Raw genomic sequence first — 20,045 nt, forward strand, 5'->3', positions numbered from 1 at the left:
GTCAGTACTGACTCCTTGTCCCTGGCAAGTATCATACTGAACATTCCCGAGAATACCCCTAATCAGGACCTGAAATCTCTTTTTAAAACCACCGTCTCCGGGAAATCTGCTTCCTTATTTATCAATACCAGAAAGGCAGATTCCATTACCCGGCATACAACAGATACTAAGGATACCCCGCAATGGTCCGATCTTGCCACATGGATGGCCCTGGATCTCAGTGTTTCTCAAAGTCTTTTGCAATGGAGTGGCGTAGGGATTGTGCAGGATAGTACCCCAGCTTTCTTATCCCTGTTTGCCAATACCCAGCCTGTGGTTAATAGTTTGGCAAATCTGGCCCCGGAGGAAGCGGATGGACTTCTTTCTATTTCCTTTTCGGATTATACAGTTTTTGCATCCAATCAAAAGAATCAGTTCCCAAATACAAACACTTCAGACTCCCTATTCCAAACTCTTGAAGAAGTTGGTGTGGTCTACAAAGACAGGAATAAAGCCATCCTATTAAATACCTATGGAGGTTCTGCCCTTTCAGAGTTCTTGTATGAAAACCGCACTTCCGTTTATGAATATCAGGGGAAGGAAGTTGGAATAGTAAATAACCTCCCATTGATGGAGAATGCATTTCCTTCCTTGATAAAGAATTTTAAGATCACTCATTATACTATTCTGGACAATGCATTTATCTTTAGTGAATCAAAGAGTTTTCTGGAATTGATACTCCGGGATATCAATGGCGAACGAACTTTTGATAGCTCTTCGGTCTATAGCAGTGCCAAAACAGAGTTAGCAGAGGCCTCCAGCCTGCTTTTTATTGCCAATAATAAAAAGCTGGAGTCTGTTATTAGCGAATATCTACCCCAGAGCCTGATGCTGCAATACCGGGAAGCCAAATTCCCAGACCATGTTGTGGCGTTCCAGGTGGTGGCAGATCGAAGCTTCTATCATCTCAATTCCTTTGTGAAGAGAAAATCAACAGTACGAACAAGAAACTCAGTATCACCCCTTTTTACTGTGCAATTAGATGCGGCCCTGGCCAACGTGCCACAATTTGTCACAGATCACAGAAACAACAAAAAAGAAATCGTGGTACAGGATGTTGAGAACCACCTCTACCTCATCTCTACAGCAGGAAAGATCTTGTGGAAGAAAAAATTGGAGGGACGTGTTCAGGGGCGTATTGAACAAATAGACCTCTTTAAAAACGGCCGACTCCAACTGGCATTTACTACAAATAATCAATTTTTGGTGCTCGACAGAAATGGGAAGGAAGTAGCCCCCTTCAATAAATCGTTCTCAGGGGCGGCCTTAAATCCGCTGGCTGTTTTTGATTATGAAAACAACCGGAATTATAGGTTTGTTGTTACCCAGGGCAAGGAAATACAAATGTTCAATGGCAAAGGACAGATTGTAAAAGGCTTTGCATACACCAATGCTGAAAGTGCCATTCTGCATCCCCCCAAGCACTTCCGTATTGGGTCCAGGGATTATTTGGTGTTTATGCTGGCAGATGGTACTCTAAAAATCCTGAACAGGACAGGCAGCACCAGGGTGGGGGTTTCTGAGAAGATCGAATTTTCTGAGAATGAAGTATACCTCAACAACAATAGATTTATAGTTACTGATAAGACCGGAACATTATTCGCGGTTGATTCCAAGGGGAAAATTACCAAAACCAGATTTAATCTCAACGAGGACCACGGGATAGACGCCACCAGCAAGACGCTGAGTTTAATGAATGACAATGAACTCAGCATTAAAGGCAACAAAGCATCTTTAGACCTGGGGGTATATACCAAGCCACGGATCTTTTACATCTATGACAAGATCTACGTGAGTGTAACCGATATACAGACCCAACGGGCCTATGTCTTTGACAGCAATGCCATTCTCTTCCCCAACTTCCCCGTTTATTCTAATTCTCATATCGACCTAACGGATATGGACAATGACCGCAGTATTGAGATCGTCGGGAAATTTGAGGAGAACTCTTTGATCGTATATACCATTAATTAAGGGTTTGTATAGGTGTTCCATGCTGCATAATAACGTTTGCTTTTCTATCTATAGGACCTTTTTTTTAGTATTTTTAGGGGTAATAATCTGCTTCTATAATTGAAGTTTTAAGTGAAAAAATTATGAAAAAAATAATGGTTAGTTTTAGTTTGATAGTATTTTTCTTTGGCGGAGTTTTTGGCCAAAACTGCAGCCAATACTACCCCATGGAAGAAGGTGCCACCTTTCAATATACCAACTATAACAAAAAAGGAAAGACTGAAGGGATCGCCGATTATAAGGTTACGGAAGTAGTAAATAACGGGGGAACTACCCAGGCAACAATGTCTATTGCACTGACAGATGAGAAAGGCAAGGAAATTTACAATACAAGCTACAGCTTTAGTTGCACAGACAATAAAGTGTCTATTGACTACGAATCGTTGCTACCGGAAAGCATGATCGATCAGATGGGGGATATGGAAATGGAGATAACAGGAACAGATATTGAATTACCTAACAATCTGGAGGTAGGACAAGTTTTGCCAGATGCCAATGTAACCATGACCATGAGTGTAGCCGGAATGAATATGAAAACGGTGGTAAATATCTTAAATAGAAAAGTAGAGAAAAAAGAAACAATTACTACCTCGGCCGGATCTTTTGACTGTTTTGTGATCTATAGTGACAGCCAAACACAAGCGATGGGGATGAACAGAACCTTTCCTTCCAGACTATGGCTGGCTGAAGGAGTGGGCATGGTAAAACAGGAAACTTATCAAAAGAAAGGGGACGTGATGAGCAGTACAGAATTAACGGCTTTTACAAAATAACCAACAAATGAGAGGTCTTATTTAGATGTGGTTATAGATCAATCAACCGAAAGTAAAGAGTCTGATTTCTCTGATGACATCTTCATATTGATATCCTCTTCACTAGATTGCTGTTCAATGTGATGTTCTACCAGAAGTGTTTCCTTTGTATTTTCTGAGCCGTTCATAGGAAAGTAAGTACTTATGAGCGCACCAATTAAACAAACACCCAACATAATACCTTTGTGGAAAAATTGAGTTCTAATGTTTGACATGGTTGTAATTGTTAAAGTTATTTATAGATATGCTACATAGTAAAGACGAATATTTGGCCAATTTGTTACAGAAATTCTGCAAAATTATAGCCTAGTCACGAATTGCAGTCACCTTCAATTAGTTGCGGAAATGGTTCTATGCCAGATCGGCCTCAAAGAGTTTCCCGAAATGCGACAGAAGTTTTTTCCGTACCTCATCCATAGGCACTTCCTTCTTACCCAGTTCCTCATTGAGCGAAGTAACCCCTTTACCTTTGATACCACAGGGGATCATCATATTAAAATAAGACAGGTCCGTATTCACATTAAAGGCAAAGCCATGCATGGTGACCCATCTGCTGGCACGCACACCCAAGGCACAGATCTTACGGGCAAAGGGCGTCCCCACATCTATCCAAACCCCAGTCTCCCCTGGGGAGCGATCCCCATTCAGGCCATAGTCGGCCAGGGTAAGGATCACCATCTCCTCCAACAACCGCAGGTATTTGTGGATATCCGTAAAAAAATTATCGAGGTCCAGGATTGGGTAACCAACGATCTGTCCGGGACCGTGATAGGTAATATCACCCCCCCTGTTTATCTTATAAAAAGTGGCTCCTTTTTCACGTAATTTTGCTTCACTGACCAGTAAGTTGGTCATATCCCCGCTCTTTCCCAGCGTGTACACATGAGGATGTTCTACAAAAAGAAAATGATTGGGAGTTTCCAGGGCAGCACCTTCCCTCCTGTTCCTAATCTTGAGATCTACGGTCTCTTGGAACAAGCGTTCCTGATAGTCCCAGCACTCTTTGTAGTCTTTTAGTCCCAGATCCTGTATGCCCACCTTTTTATTCATAGGCTACAAAGATACGAGGATCAATTGGGATTATTCAAAATGATAAGGGCAGCGATCACCCCCGGTACCCAGCCACACAAGGTTAATAGGAAGACGATGATAAAAGAGCCACAGCCCTTTCCAATAACCGACAAGGGTGGAAATAGTATAGCAAGCAATACCCGAAGAAAGCTCATGGATTAGTGATTTTTTGATTGATGTACCTATTGGTCTTTCTAAAAGTTAAAATGTTACACCGATTCCTATAAAGATATGGAATTCTATAGGTTATTTTGATTGATACATTAATCGTATGTAGCTATATTTGCAGCACAATTTTGGTCTATGCAACTGTCTGAACAAGAAGTCATCCGGAGAGAAAAACTTTCCAAACTGCGCGAAATGGGGATAAACCCTTACCCTGCCGCCTTATACCCTGTAGATACCATGTCATCTCAGATAAAAAAGGAGTATGTGGAAGGAAAACAGGTGGTGATCGCAGGCCGACTAATGTCTCGCCGTATTCAGGGGAAAGCCTCTTTTGCAGAACTCCAGGATAGCGAAGGCCGTATACAGGTCTATTTTAACAGGGATGAGATCTGTCCGGGAGAAGACAAGACCCTCTATAACGAGATCTATAAGAAATTACTGGATATTGGAGATATCATTGGCGTAAAAGGCACCTTATTTACCACTCAGGTAGGAGAAAAGACCGTGATGGTCAAAGAATTTGTGATCCTGAGCAAATCGCTCCGACCTCTACCCCTTCCGAAAAAAGACGCGGAAGGTCATGTTTTTGACGAATTTAATGATCCGGAACAGCGCTATAGACAACGCTATGTGGACCTGGTGGTAAACCCCAAAGTGAAGGAAACCTTTGTAAAAAGGACCAAAATCACCAATAGTATCCGCGATTTTTTTAATGACAAAGGCTATTTGGAGGTGGAAACCCCCATTTTACAGCCAATCCCCGGTGGTGCCGCTGCCAGGCCATTTATGACCCACCATAATGCGCTTAACATACCCTTATATCTGCGTATCGCGAATGAATTATATTTAAAGCGACTTATTGTTGGGGGCTTCGATGGTGTCTATGAATTTTCGAAAGACTTCAGAAACGAAGGAATGGACCGTACCCATAATCCCGAATTCACAGTTATGGAACTCTACGTTGCCTACAAGGATTATAACTGGATGATGGATATCACTGAGCAACTGCTCGAAAAAGTAGCCACGGATGCCAATGGGAGCACCAAGATCCCGGTTGGGAAGAACGAGATCAATTTTAAGGCCCCTTATCCCAGAATACCCATCTTAACAGCCATACTAGATCATACGGGCCATAATCTAGCAGGAATGCAGGAAGATGAGGTGCGTGAGATCGCGAAAAAACTTGGTATTGATGTAGATGACAGTATGGGATTGGGCAAGCTTATAGATGAGATCTTTGGGGAAACCTGCGAAAGACACTATATACAGCCCACCTTTATTATAGATTACCCCAAAGAGATGAGTCCGCTTACCAAAGAACACCGAACTAATCCTGCCCTTACCGAAAGATTTGAGCTTATGGTGAATGGAAAGGAAATAGCGAACGCCTATTCTGAGTTAAACGACCCCGTAGAACAAAGAGAACGTTTTGAAGAGCAGTTAAAATTGTCTGAAAAAGGAGATGACGAGGCAATGTTCATCGACCAGGATTTTCTGAGAGCACTGGAATATGGAATGCCCCCAACTTCCGGGATCGGAATTGGTGTTGACAGACTTGTAATGCTGATGACAAACAATGCCTCCATACAGGAAGTATTATTCTTTCCTCAAATGCGTCCGGAAAAGAAACCACTAGACCTCAGCGAGAATGAAAAGATCATCCTGGATCATTTAAAAGCTTATAATCCATCGCCCTTAGCAGCCCTTAAAGAAAAGGCTGCCTTAAGCAACAAGGCGTGGGATAAAGGGATAAAAGGACTTACTGCACACGGACTGGTGAAAGTGTCCAAGGAAGGGGAAACCCTGCTCTGCTCCCTACAGTAGGCACAGCATCGACAAACGGGGCATTCATTGTTTCTAATATCTTTATTATCAAGTATTTAAGAGCAGGTGCATCTCATCGAAAAGCTGTTAATTTTTTCAATATACACCTGTTTAGATCGTTTTATAAGCGTGGAACCTCAAATCTATGTTTATGAAAAAACTGTACTTACTGGGCGTATGCCTAATTTTATTTCTTTCTTGTTCGAAAGATGCAACCAACATCATCGATGATAATCCCGATGGAGGGGTGGCCCTAATAGCCTGTTTTGAGGTCAATTCAACTACATTGAATGTGGGCGAAATGCTGGAGATCAGCAATTGCTCTGAAGGGGCTACTAGCTATTTATTCGATTTTGGAAACGGAGAAACGAGTGAGCAGGCAAACCCTGCCATTAGTTATGAAACAGGAGGCTCTTATACCATTTCCCTTACCGTAACTAATGAAGATCAGGAAACCAAAACAAAGACCAAAACGGTCAATGTAATAGTTATAGAAGCTGCCTATCTCTTTCCTGAGATCCCTGCAGGTTTTACCGGACTACCTTTAGAGAGTGGGATAAACCCTATTACGGGTAACATCTATTCCATAGAGCTATATCAGGATAATGAGGGAACCGGCGGGTCCAAATATTACTATCGTGAATTTGACGAGAATTTTCAGTATGCTTCCAATTATATAGCGGATAAACCCTATAATTCGGGCAGTGCTTTTGCGAACTTCTATCCTGATGGGGAAATGAATTTTGTTTTTGCACGGACCTTGGGTGGACTATATGGTACGCAGGAAGTAAACTACAATATTGTATGGACCTTTTTAAATACGATTAATTCAGCTACCAAGCACAGTTACGGGTATCTTCCTAATGGCGCAGAATACCGCTACTTTGGTACTCAGGTAGACGGTGGTTTGTACAAAACGGCTATTGAAAAACGAAATAGCAGCGGGGATGCATACGAAGTTGTACTAAACAACTTTGGTCCTGCAGATTCCATGATCGGTGACATGATAGAGGTAGATGGCGGTTACGTTGCCTATGGCGCGGTATTTACAAAAAATCTTTCGCTCCCGTATGTATCTGATTACAAACCCTTGCTGGTCTTTTTTGATACTGATTTCAATGTTAGCAGTCATGTTATATTTGAAGAGACCGAACTTTCTGGTCAGGTTGCCAATTGCAATGATCTCAATGGCAGTTACCATATTACCAAGCTAAGCAATGGGAATCTTGTGATGTATAGCAATGGAGAAGTACGGGTTGCGGATAGTGAAGGGAATTCCTTATCCAGGACCTACTATTCGGATAGCAGTAATATTCAGGCACTGGTTTCGCTGGGAGACTCCTTTGTGATCTCCACGAATGAATATCTCAGAAAATTCAATACCAGCGGTGCGCAAACCGCACAACTTAAATACAACGGGAATCATCTTCCCGAACTCATTAAGAAAGACAATGTCCTCATTTTTATTACAGGATACGACCTTGAAAATGAGATTAAAATCTTCTACGGAGCATGTGACAATGATCTGACGCTCATTGATCTTAGTCCGTAAAAGGGTTGATTGCCATATTCAGAAAAGGGAGCTGTGCGCTCCCTTTTTTATTTTCTAAACTAAAATATATAGCATAGTTTAGGGCTCAAATCGCAACCAATGGGCTTGAGCAAAAGAATAGGGTTGGTCTTAGGGCCGGTCCTTTTTATAATCCTGATCAATCTGCCTGAATTTTTTACAGGAAAGGAATACGCCAATGCGGTGATCGCTGTAGCCGTATGGATGATAATTTGGTGGATCACGGAAGCGGTATCTATATCCGTAACAGCCTTACTCCCCCTTGTTTTATTTCCAAGTCTTGATGTGATGGGCATTTCGGAGGTTGGCGCTAATTACGGAAGCCCAATCATATTTCTATTCTTTGGTGGATTTGTGCTGGCTTTGGCCCTGGAAAAAGTAAGTCTTCATAAACGAATTGCACTGAATATCATTCGGATTACCGGCACCACCCCCAATAAAGTGGTCCTGGGCTTTATGATCGCTACGGCTGCACTTAGTATGTGGATCTCCAATACCGCCAGTACGGTGGTGATGTTACCTATTGCGATGTCTGTGATTGGTCTTTTAATTAACGATGCCGATGGTTTTACAAAGAGCGATCAGAATTTTGCACTGAGCGTAATGCTGGGAATCGCCTTTTCCGCAAATGCGGGAGGTATTGCGACGGTGATTGGCACCCCCCCAAATTCAGTGTTGATAGGTCTGTTGGAAAACCAATATAATATTGAGATCTCCTTTTTGAAGTGGATGACCTTTGGTCTGCCCTTTTCGATCATTTTGCTGGGTATCTGTTATTTAGTGCTGGTAAAATGGATGTTCCCTAACAAACAACTACAATTTAACGCCTCCAGAGAGGTAATAAAACTCGAATTACAGAAGTTAGGACCCACATCTGGGAAAGAAAAAATGGTGATGGTCATTTTTGGAGTAACCATATTTTTATGGATCTTCAGGACAGTCATAAACAGTATTTTTCCTGCTTTAGGTCTATCAGACACCATCATTTCTATGATGGGCGCTATTTCTTTATTTGCGATTCCGTATAATTTTAAAAAGGGCGACTTTATCATTGTTTGGAACGATACCCGCAAGCTTGCCTGGGGGATACTGATACTTTTTGGCGGTGGACTGGCCCTTGCCAATGGCATGTCTAGCAGCGGACTTGTAGATGTGGTATCTAATGCTATTGCTACCAGTGAATTATCCATCCTGTTTACAGCCTCACTTCTAATTCTACTAATGCTCTTTATGACAGAATTGATGAGTAACGTAGCACTTGTAGCCGTTCTTGCTCCTGTAGTGGCTGGTATTGCAATTGGGTTAGATATCCCAATGCTCCATTTACTAATACCTGTAACCATAGCGAGTAGTTGTGCCTTTATGTTGCCCATGGCAACCCCTCCCAATGCCATAGTTTTTGCCAGTGGGTATATTGAAGTAAAGCAGATGGCGCGTGTAGGTATTATTCTCAATCTGATTTCAGTAGTTCTATTGGTCTTGATGTTCCAATTTATCCTGCCTTTTATTTTTTGAAATAAAAAGCCCTGAGGCATTATGCTTCAGGGCCATTTATATTTTAGATTCTATGTTAGACCTATTTACTCATCCTTTCATTAAAATTAGATGGAAGGATACTTGATAGTATCAATGTCTAATTCAAAGAGGTCATTCTCGTCTATATATTCTATCGAGTTAATATCAAAAAAGTATACATAAGGATCAAAACCCTCAGGTAGGTAATTCTTGGTATCAAAACCCAATTCTGTTTTAGGTTCCTCAACGATAAAGGAAATGTGCAGCACATTTTCTGGGGCTGCATAGGGATTGAAATCTGAAGGTAAAAAAGCTTCAGTATTTAGATTGAGGACATTGTCTTCCTCTTCCTCCAGATACACAATGCTGTCAAGAACAAAATGAGTCTGATTCTCACCGGCTTTTATTACTGACAGGTTTCCAAGAGCAATTAGAATAAAGGTGCTGACTTTTATAAATGTTGTTTTCATAACTATATTTTAGGTTAATTCTTAAGCAAAGATATAACCACTTTGTCCCGTATATATTGCCTTTGAGAAATCATTAACGTTTATACATATCAACACTAATTATGACTTTTACAATTTTTATAGATTTTGCTTATCATATTAGCAGAATTTCATGTCAAAAGCCCTTATTACTGCATAACAAGAGTACTATTGTTGTCTATACAACAGTTGTAAAAAGTGCGTTAAATTTTTGTTAAGAGGCAATTATATAGGTGATATGACTACAACTGGGAGCATTTTAGCACCTTTAGAAATTAAAAAGCCCCCTAATCAATGGGGGCTTTACAACTAGCTAATTCAACTAATGAATAAAATAAAGAATTAATCTTATACTTTCCTCATTACAGGTTGAACATCAAATGGAGTATATTGAGGAATTATAGCCGAATTTCAGATCTTCTTCTTCAATAAATAATATTGAATCCAAATCGAATTCTATTTCATAGGCATTGTATCCTATAGGCAGGTATTGCTTTGTGTCAAAACCCAGGTCTACCTCCTCTTCTCCTTCTATAAAAGAGATATCCATGAAATTTGTCGGGATGGCATATGGATCAAATGAAGCGGGTAAGTATGCCTCAGCCTGGAATCCCAGTTCTTCGAAATTTTCCATTTCCAAATAAGAAATCGTTTTTAGGTCTACCATACCAGCAGCGGGATCAAAATTATCAGGCAAATACGCTGCGGTGTCAAACCCCAGGTCTACTTCCTCTTCCAACTCTGCATATGGAATAGCGGTCAAAGGCAGAAACCCCGATTCAAGATCAGCATTAGAATAGAATACTTCTGGTGCTAAAACATTGGTTGCCAGATAATTTAGATCTGCAGTAAAACCAATGCTATACAACTCATTACCAGGTGTATGATCATTGGAATTGTCTTCTTGCGGTGTGGAGGTTATCCCCAGGAAAACCATGCCACATAAGATAAATAATTTGTTCATTTTTTAGATTGATTGAGAATTGTTATTGTATACCTATAAGACTTCCAAGGGCAACCATTGTTACACTCTTAAGCTATGTTTAACACATGGAGGAAGACCAATAATTACTGTTTAAGAAGCCTTTTTTTAAAACTATATTTCTAATTATCAACATTTTAAATAGCATCCTATGGCGTAAGCATCCAAGGCCTTACTTAAGATATTATTAACAAAACTTTCGGTTTATTTTTCGGTTCTTTGAAAACTTCAAACAAAAGAGAAATTTTAATGATTAGAAATTTACTTCCAAAAGTACTTGTGGTCCTATTACTTGCCGGATTTTCACAAAATACTCAGGCACAGATCTTCAAAAAGAAAAAGAAAAAAACAGAAGCTTCTGCCTCAGCTTCAAAAAGCAAGAAAGGGGCCATTGAAGCCTATGAAAAGGTGATCACAAAGGATGCTATAACAGATAGTGGCTTATTTGATGTGCATATTGTAGATGATGCACATTTTTACGAAATACCAGATTCGCTCTTTAATAGAGAGATGCTGATGGTTAGCCGAATTTCCAAAACAGCTTCCGGAATTGGTTTTGGTGGTGGAAAGATCAACACTCAGGTATTGAGATGGGAGAAAAAACCAAAAAAGGTCTTACTTCGGGTTGTGAGCTACGATGTGGTTGCAGCCGATTCGCTTCCAGTGCATGAAGCAGTGGTCAATTCTAATTTTGAACCTGTATTGTATTCCTTTGATATCAAAGCCTTCAAGAAAGATTCTTTAAATCCGGCTACGGTTATTGCAGTAGATGACCTGTTTACCAAAGATGTACAGGCACTCGGGATGCCAGATAGATTAAAAAAGCGCTATAAAGCTACCCGACTAGATGCAGACAGAAGTTATTTGGAATCTCTTAAGAGTTATCCCCTTAATGTAGAAGCCAGGCATGTAAAAACATATAGTGCAGCAAATGCACCCTCTAATTCTAGTTTAGGATCTATCTCCATTGAGATAAACAATTCTATGATCCTTCTTCCCAAGGAGCCGATGAAGCGTCGCTATTTTGACGAACGTGTAGGATGGTTTGCCAGGGGCCAGGTAGATTACGGTCTGGATGCTCAGGAAAGCAAGACCATTACTTTTTTAGATCGATGGAGACTTGAGGTGAAAGAGGAAGATATAGAGAAGTTTAAGAATGGTGAACTGGTTGAACCTAAAAAACCGATCATTTATTACGTAGACAGAGCTACTCCTAAACAGTGGATACCTTTCATTAAACAAGGTATTGAAGACTGGCAGGTGGCTTTTGAAGCTGCAGGCTTTAAAAATGCCATCATTGCTTTGGATCCCCCTTCTCCTGAAGAAGATCCTGAATGGTCTCCGGAAGATGTGCGATATTCAGTAGTAAGATATCTGGCATCTCCTATTCCAAATGCGAACGGACCTCACGTTAGTGATCCACGCAGTGGTGAAATATTGGAATCGGATATAAATTGGTACCACAATGTAATGACCTTGTTGCGCAATTGGTTCTTTGTTCAAACAGCAGCCATTAATCCGGAAGCCAGAGGTGTTGCCTTTAAAGATGAAGTAATGGGTAGGCTTATCAGATTTGTATCTTCTCATGAAGTAGGTCATACCTTAGGTTTGCCACATAATATGGGCAGTAGTGTAGCCTATCCGGTAGATTCACTTAGATCTGCCTCCTTTACCATGAAATATGGCACAGCACCTTCTATTATGGACTATGCCCGTTTCAATTATATAGCACAGCCCGAAGACGGGGATGTGGCTTTAATGCCTAACATTGGGATCTATGACAAATATGCCATCTCCTGGGGGTATAGACCAATCCTTTCAACAACTGCTGAAGATGAAAAATCAATTTTAGATTCCTGGATCCTGGAGCATGCAGGCGATCCTATGTACCGTTTTGGCCATCAGCAGGCCGGAGACGTGGTAGATCCAAGCTCCCAAACCGAAGATCTTGGAGACAATGCTATCCTGGCCGGAGAGTATGGGATTAAAAATTTAAAACGAATTGTACCCAATCTGATAGAATGGACCAAAGAAGACGGAAAGACCTATGAGGACCTGGGAACTTTATACGGTCAGGTATTATCTCAGTACAACCGATATATGGGCCATGTTTCCAATAACATTGGTGGGGTTTACGAAAATCACAAGACCTATGATCAGGAAGGTCCGGTGTATACATACGTTTCTAAAGAGCATCAGGAGAATTGTGTATCCTTTTTGCACAAACAACTTTTTGAAACACAAGATTGGTTGATCAACCAAGATCTTTTTGCAAAGATCGAGTATTCGGGTTCTGTTGAAAGAGTACGGGCGCTACAGGCAAGGACACTAAACAACTTGCTTAGCCTTGGTAAAATGGCCCGGCTAGTAGAATACGAGGCTATGTATGGTAAAGAAGCTTATACACTTGTTGATCTGATGACCGATCTTCGCCGCGGGATCTGGTCCGAATTGAGAACAGGTAGAACCATCGATACCTACAGAAGGAACCTTCAAAAAGCCCATGTGGATCGTCTGGAATATATCATGAAGGCGGAAGACCAAAAGAAATTACCCGACTTTGGTGGATACAGGAAATCTACGGCAGTTACGATGAGTCAATCAGACCTGCGCTCTATTGCACGTGCAGAGCTCTCCACGCTCCGTTCTGCTGCTTTGAATGCTGTGGGTAGAACTTCCGATAGGATGAGCAAATACCATCTGCAAGATATCGCAACGCGAATAGAACAGATCCTGGAACCTAGTTAACAGGTTTAGATCGTATAGATAAAAGGTGCTGATTCCTCTGTGTTCAGCACCTTTATTCGTTTTAGCAAAAACGTCTTTTTCACCGTTTACCACAGCAAAACGTCTTTTCACAACAAGATCTGGGTTGCTTAACAACATTCCGCGAGATCGTCTGCTATTTGGGCCTATATTAGAGTCATAATTAAATCCCCAGATCATGTCTTATAAAGTTAAAAGTCTTGTTTACCTGATTTGTTTTATAATTTCTGTTGTCATCTATGCACAAATGGAAACCAAAATAGACAATCCTCAGAACGAAGAAAAACAGTTGGTTCAGAATAATATTGATGAGCTTGAATAAAACAACAAGAATACCTTATAAGAAATTACCGTTTTACATATCCCCAAATCAAGAATAAGAAGAGCCCTGAAGTATAACACTTCAGGGTTTTTTAGTTCAGTACCTTTAAGGATGCCCTTGCAAAGGTTAAATATTTCACAAACCCCACTTTTGTTTTAAACCCAACTGCCTGATATTGGTCAAAGGGTTATAACTTAAATTAATAACACATGAAAAAAGTTCTTATCGCTATGTTCACCATAGCCAGTTTAACCGCCATGGCCCAGGAAGGACCAGAACGCGGACCACGTGATGGAAAAGATCCATTAACGCCAGAGCAGATGGCGACATTACAGACCAAAAAAATGACCCTTGCTCTAGACCTCAACAGTTCCCAGCAAAAGCAGATCCAGGAATTTCATCTGGAAAATGCAAAGCTCAGAAAAGAGAAAATGGCAGCTGTGAAAGGTACAAGGAAGGATCTTAGTGCAGAGGAGCGCTATGCCCACCAAAGTGAACGATTAGATCATATGATCGCCCAAAAAGAGAAAATGAAAAAGATCCTCAACGAGGATCAGTTCAGCAAATGGGAAAAGGAAATGTCTCACCGAAAGCATAAAGGACACAGAGGACATAAAGGAAAAAGAGAACACCGCGGAAAACGGTAAGTATCCTTTCATTTAAAAATGGGCCCTAGAGGCCCATTTTTTATTTTAGTTCAGGAGCAATGGTTTGTAGCGCCTCAATGGTTTTGTCTATATCCTCATAGGAAAGTGCATCGTTTAGAAAATAGCTTTCAAATGCACTTGGGGGAAGATAAATACCCTGATCTAGCATTCCATGAAAGTATTTTTTAAACGTCTCATTATTTCCCTTGGCAGCACTTTCAAAATCAGTCACCGGTTCCTTGGTAAAATGCACAGAGATCATAGAACCAAATCTATTGATCTGATGCGGAATACCGTGATCTGTTAATACCTTTTTCAAACCCTCATGCAGATATCGAGTCTTCTTTTCGAGGCTTTGGAAAACCTCCGGTTGTTTATCGAGCGCTTTTAGCATAGCCAGTCCGGCGCTCATAGCTAAGGGATTTCCACTTAAAGTTCCTGCCTGGTATACAGGACCATCGGGTGCCAGATGATCCATGATCTCTTTCCTGGCTGCAAAAGCACCAACGGGTAAACCCCCTCCAATAACCTTTCCAAAAGTAACCAGATCTGCTTTGATCCCTAAAACTTCTTGTGCGCCTCCTGCTCCCAACCTGAAGCCTGTCATTACTTCATCAAAAACAAGCAGAATATTTTCGCTGGTACAGCGTTCCCGTAACCCGTGAATAAAAGAATCTTCCGGAATGATACATCCCATATTCCCTGCCACTGGTTCAATAATGACTGCTGCAATATCTCCCTTATTAGCCTTTAACAAGGCATCTACACTATCCAGATCATTGTACGTAGCCAATAAGGTGTCCTTTGCTGTACCCTCGGTAACGCCCGGACTATTTGGACTGCCAAAGGTTACTGCACCACTACCCGCCTGAATTAAAAAGGCATCGGCATGTCCGTGATAGCAACCTGCAAATTTTATGATCTTATCTTTTCCGGTAAAACCACGTGCAAGTCTAATAGCGCTCATACAAGCTTCAGTACCACTATTTACAAATCGGATCTTATCTATGTTTGGTACCATAGAAACAGCCAATTTGGCCAATTCTGTTTCAATCTCGGTAGGCATTCCAAAAGAGGTTCCTTTTCTGGCCTTATCTATCACTGCTTCAATTACGGGTTCGTAGGCGTGACCCAGTATAAGCGGACCCCAGGAAGAAATGTAGTCTATAAGGGTATTGCCATCCTCATCATAAAGATAGGCTCCCTTTGCTTCCTTTACAAAGACAGGAGTGCCTCCTACTGCCTTAAAAGCTCTTACTGGTGAATTAACCCCACCCGGAATATAGCGTTGCGCCTCCTTGAATAAGACACTACTTCGTTGGTACTTCATAGGTTTATCTGATATTATTAGACTGTATTCTGAGTTCCTGTCCAACGGAAATAATAGTGTCGCTCAATTCATTCAATTCCCGAAGTTCTTGCACAGAAATTAAATAACGTCTTGATATGGAATACAAGGTATCTCCTTCCTGAACTACATATACTTTATAAAGGTCTGAAGACGACTTCTTTTGTACCACATAATTGTCTTGTAAAACAGCTTTATCATACTCATAGAGCTTATAACGCTCTATAAAGGAAATGAGCTTACTGGGATATCTACGATCTGTGGCATAACCGGCATTTTTCAAACCATTTGCCCAGCCTTTATAATCGTCTTTGCGTAAGGTAAAAAGCGAAGCGTAACGAGATCTGCTAGTTAAAAATATACTGTGATCACGGAAAGAATACATAGGATGGTTATATTTCCTGAAACATTCCCCTGCTTCGTCATCATCATGAAGAGCGTACGGTCCGTCCCAACCGGTATGGCATTTTATTCCAAAGTGATTATTAGTTTTTAAGGTAAGTGCTCCTCGCCCAAAACCACTTTCCAGAATACCTTGGGCCAGAGTGATACTTGCCGGGATCCCGTAGGCTTTCATTTCAAATTGTGCAACTTCGGCAAAAGTATCTATGTAATCTTCAATAGAAGCAATAGGAAACTCCATAAACATCCCAGAATCTTCAGGGAGTGGGTAAATTGAAGACGAGGTGTTCTTATAAACCTGTGTTGTCTTTGATGCAGTGCTACCCTTGCTGCCTTCTGTGGTCCGTTTTTTGGTGCCACAGCCAACAATCAAAACCGCTACTAAAAGAGTCCAAACCGAATTTTTCATATAGTAAGCAAAGGTAGTTTCTTTTTTTTCAAATAGTTGTTCATTCCTTCAATCCCCTGTAAACCTCCGGTGTGAATTGCCAGGATCCTGCAACCTTTTTTAAATTCACCTTTGGCCACTTTATCCAGGATTCCAAACATCATCTTCCCGGTATAAACAGGATCTAATGGCACTCCGGTTAACTCTTTGAATTCATTGATAAAGGTCACCAGCTCTCTTGTGACCTTTGCATATCCTCCAAAATGATACTCATTACAGAGTGTCCAGTTCTTATTCTCCGCAAATTTACAAATATCTTTTTGCAAAAAATCGCCTTTAAGAGCGGGAAATCCGAGTACTTGTTGGTGCCTTTTAGCGGCATTGCTGAGTCCTGCCAACGTACCGCCCGTCCCTACCGAACAGCAGATAACATCAAAGACCTCATCTGTATCCTCCAAAATTTCTTCGCAACCTTTTATGGCAAGGGCATTGGTCCCTCCTTCCGGGATCAGGTATGCCGGGCCGTGTAACTGCAAAAGATTTTTCAGAAATTCATCTTCATTCTTCTTTCGGTACTCTTCACGTGTTATAAATTTAAAGCTCATCCCCAATTGATGAGCCGTAAAAAGGGTTGGATTATCTCTCCAGGAAGAAGAAAGTTCTTCCCCTCTAATAATACCTACAGTTTCAAATCCTCTTTCTTTTGCGGCATAGGCCGTAGCCGGAATATGATTTGAGTATGCTCCGCCAAAAGTGATTATCCTATGATGTTTTTTTCTTTCTGCCTCCTGTAAATTATATTTTAATTTTCGGTACTTGTTTCCAGAGAGTAAGGGGTGGATAAGATCTTCCCGTCTCAGATGGAGCGTGATATCGTGATCCTTTAGAACAGGAAGTAGTATTTCATCGGTAGGTAAGGTCACCCGGGAGCTGCTTTTTCCCTCAAAGATATTGTATAAATTTAAATCTGCCTCTGGAGGAAAGGTAATGAGGATCGGACTCATGATAATAAGCTTCTCTTTCAAAACTTATATTCCGATAGGCCTTGTATCCATTAAAATACCACAGGCATTTTATAAGCCATTCTATCAAATACCAGGCATAAAAAGGGATAATAAATAATTCGAGTTGCTGTTTTAAGTGAATCCGCTCATGATTGATCAAGGTCTCATCTTGAGTTAGAGAACGATCCTTGAGGATGATAAAAGGCCATAAAGAAAGACCCACATAATTCTTTGAAAAAAAATACTTACTAATTAAGATCATTAACTGGTCTTTCGTACTACCTTAAAATTAAAGCCTTTAACATCATAATTCCCAAGAAGTTCGATTATTTACTCACAAAAAGGGTCTAATTTCGTTTGGGGCCCAAACAGACAACATACAGGCCACCGGCGCATTGTGCAAATGGTTTATTAACAGGAAAACACCTAATTTTACAACATCGCGCTAAGAAAATTTGGAATGAAGCAGATCTTACCACTTGAGGAAGGGGACTTTTATCTCTCCGAAGAGGGTTATAAAGTGTTTACTGAGCAATATCACTTAAAACGTGGGTATTGCTGCGAAAGCAATTGCAAACATTGCCCATACGGATTTAACACTCGGGTAAAAAGAAAATAAACAGTATGTATTCGGCATGATATTTGAGCTATTTAGATCAAAAAAGTTGCATTAAAAAAGACATGTTATGAAGAAAAATATCTTATTACTCCTGCCCTTAGCCGCACTATTCATGTTAAGTTCTTGTGTTTCAGTGCGTGTAGTGACAGATTATGACCGGAATGCTGATTTCAGCACCTATAAGAGCTATGCATTTTATAAAACAGGTATTGATCAGGCCCAGATCTCGGATCTGGACAAGAAACGCATATTGCGCGCCATTCAAAACGAAATGGGAAACAGGGGGTTTGTGAAATCAGAAAAACCAGATCTTTTGGTCAGCATTTTTACGAAAGAACGAGAGCGAGTAAATATCAATAATAATGTTGGCTGGGGCTGGGGATGGGGACCTGGCTGGGGCTGGGGTCCTGGTTGGGGCTTTTGGAATCCATGGATGTGGGGTGGCGCCGGTTGGGGTGGCACAAATGTAAGTACGCGCACAGAAGGATCCCTTTATATAGATCTTATTGATACTAAATCCAAAGAATTAGTTTGGCAAGGTAAAGGTGTTGGCAATTTAAACAACACTAGTAACATCGATAAAAAGGAAGCTCGGATACAAGAGTTTGTTTCTGAGATACTCGAAAAATATCCCCCAAATGCCCTTCCATCTAACTAAAATAATAAGCCGCTCTCATGAGCGGTTTTTTTATGGTATGATGATGTAAACTGCTAAGATCAAATGCTGTCCTAGGTAACTTTATTGTTATGATTTTGTACCTTTGAAATACAGTAAATAATACCCCATGACGTTTGAAAGCAATCCTATTTTAGACAAACTGCCCACCCATTTAAAGCAGTATATCAAGCCTCAGAATTACGAAGACTATACAGCTATTGACCAGGCTGTTTGGCGTTATGTGATGCGGAAAAATGTTGATTATTTGAGTCGAGTTGCACACAATACCTATACAGAGGGACTTCATAAAACCGGGATCTCTATAGATCATATTCCAAATTTGTACGGAATGAACCGCATCCTGAAGGAGTTAGGTTGGGCAGCAGTAGCGGTAGATGGTTTTATTCCCCCATCCGCCTTTATGGAATTTCAAGCCTATAATGTGTTGGTTATTGCAGGTGATATACGCCAGCTAGAACACATAGAATACACCCCTGCTCCAGATATTATTCATGAAGGTGCCGGCCACGCGCCTATCATCGCAAATCCTGAATACGCCGAATATCTTAGACGCTTTGGAGAAATTGGCAGCAAGGCCATTTCCAATTCAAAAGATTATGATTTGTATGAGGCCGTTAGACATCTCTCTATCATAAAAGAAGCACCTGGCACTCCGCAGGATGCTATAGATGAGGCAGAGGCAAAGATAGAATCGCTTCAGGAAAATATGGGAGAACCCAGTGAAATAGCCCTTATCCGAAACCTGCATTGGTGGACGGTAGAATACGGATTAATTGGATCTGTGGAAGAGCCAAAGATCTATGGAGCAGGTCTCCTTTCCTCCATTGGCGAGAGCGCCTGGTGTATGACAAATAAGGTTAAAAAAGTGCCTTACTCCATTGAAGCGGCACATACTTCCTTTGACATAACCAAACCTCAACCCCAGTTATTCGTAACACCAGATTTTGCTTATTTGAGTCAGGTATTGGAAGAATTTGCCAATACTATGGCATTGCGAAAAGGTGGCCTTAGTGGCGTAAAAAAAGTGATCGCCTCTAAGGACCTTTGTACTGTTGAACTTAGTACTGGCCTGCAGATCTCAGGCTCTTTTAGCAAGGTTATTGAATACCAGGATCTTCCCGTTTATATCCAAACAGAAGGACTTACGGCGCTTGCATATCGCGAAAAAGAATTGGTTGGGCATAGTACCAAACACCATGCAGGCGGATTTGGCTCCCCTATTGGGAAATTAAAGGGGATCAATTTGGCTATTGAGGATATGAGCCCGCGCGACCTAAAAGCGTATAACATTTATGAAGGGGAAACTATTGTTCTGGAATTTGAAGGAGATATTAAAGTTGCCGGAGAGATCATTACCGGCACCCGTAATTTAAGAGGAGAGATCATTT

Annotated in this window: 19 protein-coding genes and 1 pseudogene; 11 read left to right on the forward strand and 9 right to left on the reverse strand. The window is 41.0% G+C overall.

The genetic code is table 11. From position 1 onward, the window contains the following. Together Q0X72_RS01580 and Q0X72_RS01585 are read left to right on the forward strand one after the other, a co-directional pair. Positions 1 to 2,013: ribonuclease HII (locus Q0X72_RS01580; RefSeq protein ID WP_297761061.1), on the forward strand; the 2,013-nt coding region annotated here is incomplete at its 5' end. Between the two features lie 122 nt (positions 2,014 to 2,135). Further along, on the forward strand, positions 2,136 to 2,825 hold the full coding sequence (locus tag Q0X72_RS01585) for a hypothetical protein (protein WP_297761064.1): 690 nt from the start codon (positions 2,136 to 2,138) through the stop codon (positions 2,823 to 2,825). Between the two features lie 38 nt (positions 2,826 to 2,863). On the opposite strand, the gene Q0X72_RS01590 is transcribed toward Q0X72_RS01585, so the two are convergent. From Q0X72_RS01590 to Q0X72_RS01600, 3 genes are all read right to left on the reverse strand, one after another. Continuing rightward, positions 2,864 to 3,079, reverse strand: coding sequence for a hypothetical protein (locus Q0X72_RS01590; RefSeq protein ID WP_297761066.1), 216 nt, complete (start codon positions 3,077 to 3,079; stop codon positions 2,864 to 2,866). Between the two features lie 136 nt (positions 3,080 to 3,215). Further along, positions 3,216 to 3,914 carry a lipoyl(octanoyl) transferase LipB gene (gene lipB, locus Q0X72_RS01595; protein ID WP_297761068.1) on the reverse strand — a complete coding sequence of 233 codons (699 nt, stop codon included), beginning with the start codon at positions 3,912 to 3,914 and terminating at the stop codon, positions 3,216 to 3,218. A 20-nt stretch (positions 3,915 to 3,934) separates the two neighbouring features. Further along, positions 3,935 to 4,090 carry a YqaE/Pmp3 family membrane protein gene (locus Q0X72_RS01600; protein ID WP_297761071.1) on the reverse strand — a complete coding sequence of 52 codons (156 nt, stop codon included), beginning with the start codon at positions 4,088 to 4,090 and terminating at the stop codon, positions 3,935 to 3,937. A 148-nt stretch (positions 4,091 to 4,238) separates the two neighbouring features. On the opposite strand from Q0X72_RS01600, the gene lysS reads away from it, so the two are divergent. The 3 genes from lysS (at position 4,239) to Q0X72_RS01615 (ending at position 9,012) form a co-directional block, all read left to right on the forward strand. Next, complete coding sequence (lysS, locus tag Q0X72_RS01605; protein ID WP_297761074.1) at positions 4,239 to 5,927, forward strand: lysine--tRNA ligase; 1,689 nt, start codon at positions 4,239 to 4,241, stop codon at positions 5,925 to 5,927. Between the two features lie 151 nt (positions 5,928 to 6,078). Beyond that, positions 6,079 to 7,479 (forward strand): PKD domain-containing protein, encoded by a 1,401-nt coding sequence (locus Q0X72_RS01610; RefSeq protein ID WP_297761077.1) that lies wholly within the window; start codon positions 6,079 to 6,081, stop codon positions 7,477 to 7,479. Between the two features lie 99 nt (positions 7,480 to 7,578). After that, complete coding sequence (locus Q0X72_RS01615) at positions 7,579 to 9,012, forward strand: DASS family sodium-coupled anion symporter (RefSeq protein WP_297761080.1); 1,434 nt, start codon at positions 7,579 to 7,581, stop codon at positions 9,010 to 9,012. Between the two features lie 86 nt (positions 9,013 to 9,098). Here Q0X72_RS01615 and Q0X72_RS01620 read toward each other — a convergent pair whose 3' ends face one another. Next, positions 9,099 to 9,482: a hypothetical protein gene (locus Q0X72_RS01620; protein ID WP_297761083.1), complete on the reverse strand. Its 384-nt coding sequence runs from the start codon at positions 9,480 to 9,482 to the stop codon at positions 9,099 to 9,101. A gap of 394 nt (positions 9,483 to 9,876) precedes the next feature. Beyond that, positions 9,877 to 10,464, reverse strand: coding sequence for a hypothetical protein (locus Q0X72_RS01625; RefSeq protein WP_297761086.1), 588 nt, complete (start codon positions 10,462 to 10,464; stop codon positions 9,877 to 9,879). 267 nt (positions 10,465 to 10,731) lie between these two features. Between Q0X72_RS01625 and Q0X72_RS01630 the strand changes: the two genes are divergently transcribed. The 3 genes from Q0X72_RS01630 (at position 10,732) to Q0X72_RS01640 (ending at position 14,217) form a co-directional block, all read left to right on the forward strand. Beyond that, positions 10,732 to 13,230 (forward strand): zinc-dependent metalloprotease, encoded by a 2,499-nt coding sequence (locus tag Q0X72_RS01630; RefSeq protein WP_297761089.1) that lies wholly within the window; start codon positions 10,732 to 10,734, stop codon positions 13,228 to 13,230. 196 nt (positions 13,231 to 13,426) lie between these two features. After that, a complete protein-coding gene (locus Q0X72_RS01635) occupies positions 13,427 to 13,570 on the forward strand; it encodes a hypothetical protein (protein WP_297761092.1) in 144 nt (47 codons plus the stop codon). A 209-nt stretch (positions 13,571 to 13,779) separates the two neighbouring features. Beyond that, positions 13,780 to 14,217, forward strand: a complete 438-nt coding sequence (locus tag Q0X72_RS01640) for a hypothetical protein (protein ID WP_297761095.1) — start codon at positions 13,780 to 13,782, stop codon at positions 14,215 to 14,217. A gap of 40 nt (positions 14,218 to 14,257) precedes the next feature. Here Q0X72_RS01640 and hemL read toward each other — a convergent pair whose 3' ends face one another. From hemL to Q0X72_RS01660, 4 genes are read right to left on the reverse strand one after another with little or no spacing between them, the layout of a single operon-like run. Further along, positions 14,258 to 15,547 carry a glutamate-1-semialdehyde 2,1-aminomutase gene (gene hemL, locus Q0X72_RS01645; protein WP_297761098.1) on the reverse strand — a complete coding sequence of 430 codons (1,290 nt, stop codon included), beginning with the start codon at positions 15,545 to 15,547 and terminating at the stop codon, positions 14,258 to 14,260. Positions 15,548 to 15,551: 4 nt separating this feature from the next. Beyond that, positions 15,552 to 16,376 (reverse strand): glucosaminidase domain-containing protein, encoded by an 825-nt coding sequence (locus Q0X72_RS01650; RefSeq protein ID WP_297761101.1) that lies wholly within the window; start codon positions 16,374 to 16,376, stop codon positions 15,552 to 15,554. Beyond that, positions 16,373 to 17,359 (reverse strand): 1-aminocyclopropane-1-carboxylate deaminase/D-cysteine desulfhydrase, encoded by a 987-nt coding sequence (locus Q0X72_RS01655; protein ID WP_297761105.1) that lies wholly within the window; start codon positions 17,357 to 17,359, stop codon positions 16,373 to 16,375. The genes Q0X72_RS01650 and Q0X72_RS01655 overlap by 4 nt, the downstream gene beginning before the upstream one ends. Beyond that, entirely contained in the window at positions 17,298 to 17,621 is a 324-nt protein-coding gene (locus Q0X72_RS01660) for a hypothetical protein (RefSeq protein WP_297761108.1), read from the reverse strand. Before Q0X72_RS01660 ends, Q0X72_RS01655 begins: the two co-directional genes overlap by 62 nt. A 198-nt stretch (positions 17,622 to 17,819) precedes the next feature. Between Q0X72_RS01660 and Q0X72_RS01665 the strand changes: the two genes are divergently transcribed. From Q0X72_RS01665 to Q0X72_RS01675, 3 genes and pseudogenes are all read left to right on the forward strand, one after another. Continuing rightward, positions 17,820 to 17,978, forward strand: coding sequence for a DUF5522 domain-containing protein (locus Q0X72_RS01665; RefSeq protein ID WP_297761111.1), 159 nt, complete (start codon positions 17,820 to 17,822; stop codon positions 17,976 to 17,978). A 67-nt stretch (positions 17,979 to 18,045) separates the two neighbouring features. Beyond that, positions 18,046 to 18,636, forward strand: a complete 591-nt coding sequence (locus Q0X72_RS01670) for a DUF4136 domain-containing protein (protein ID WP_297761114.1) — start codon at positions 18,046 to 18,048, stop codon at positions 18,634 to 18,636. A gap of 184 nt (positions 18,637 to 18,820) precedes the next feature. Continuing rightward, positions 18,821 to 20,045: pseudogene (locus Q0X72_RS01675) on the forward strand (aromatic amino acid hydroxylase); the annotation flags it as partial.

It is taken from the genome of uncultured Muriicola sp. (genome assembly GCF_947258935.1).
Lineage (GTDB): Bacteria > Bacteroidota > Bacteroidia > Flavobacteriales > Flavobacteriaceae > Muriicola.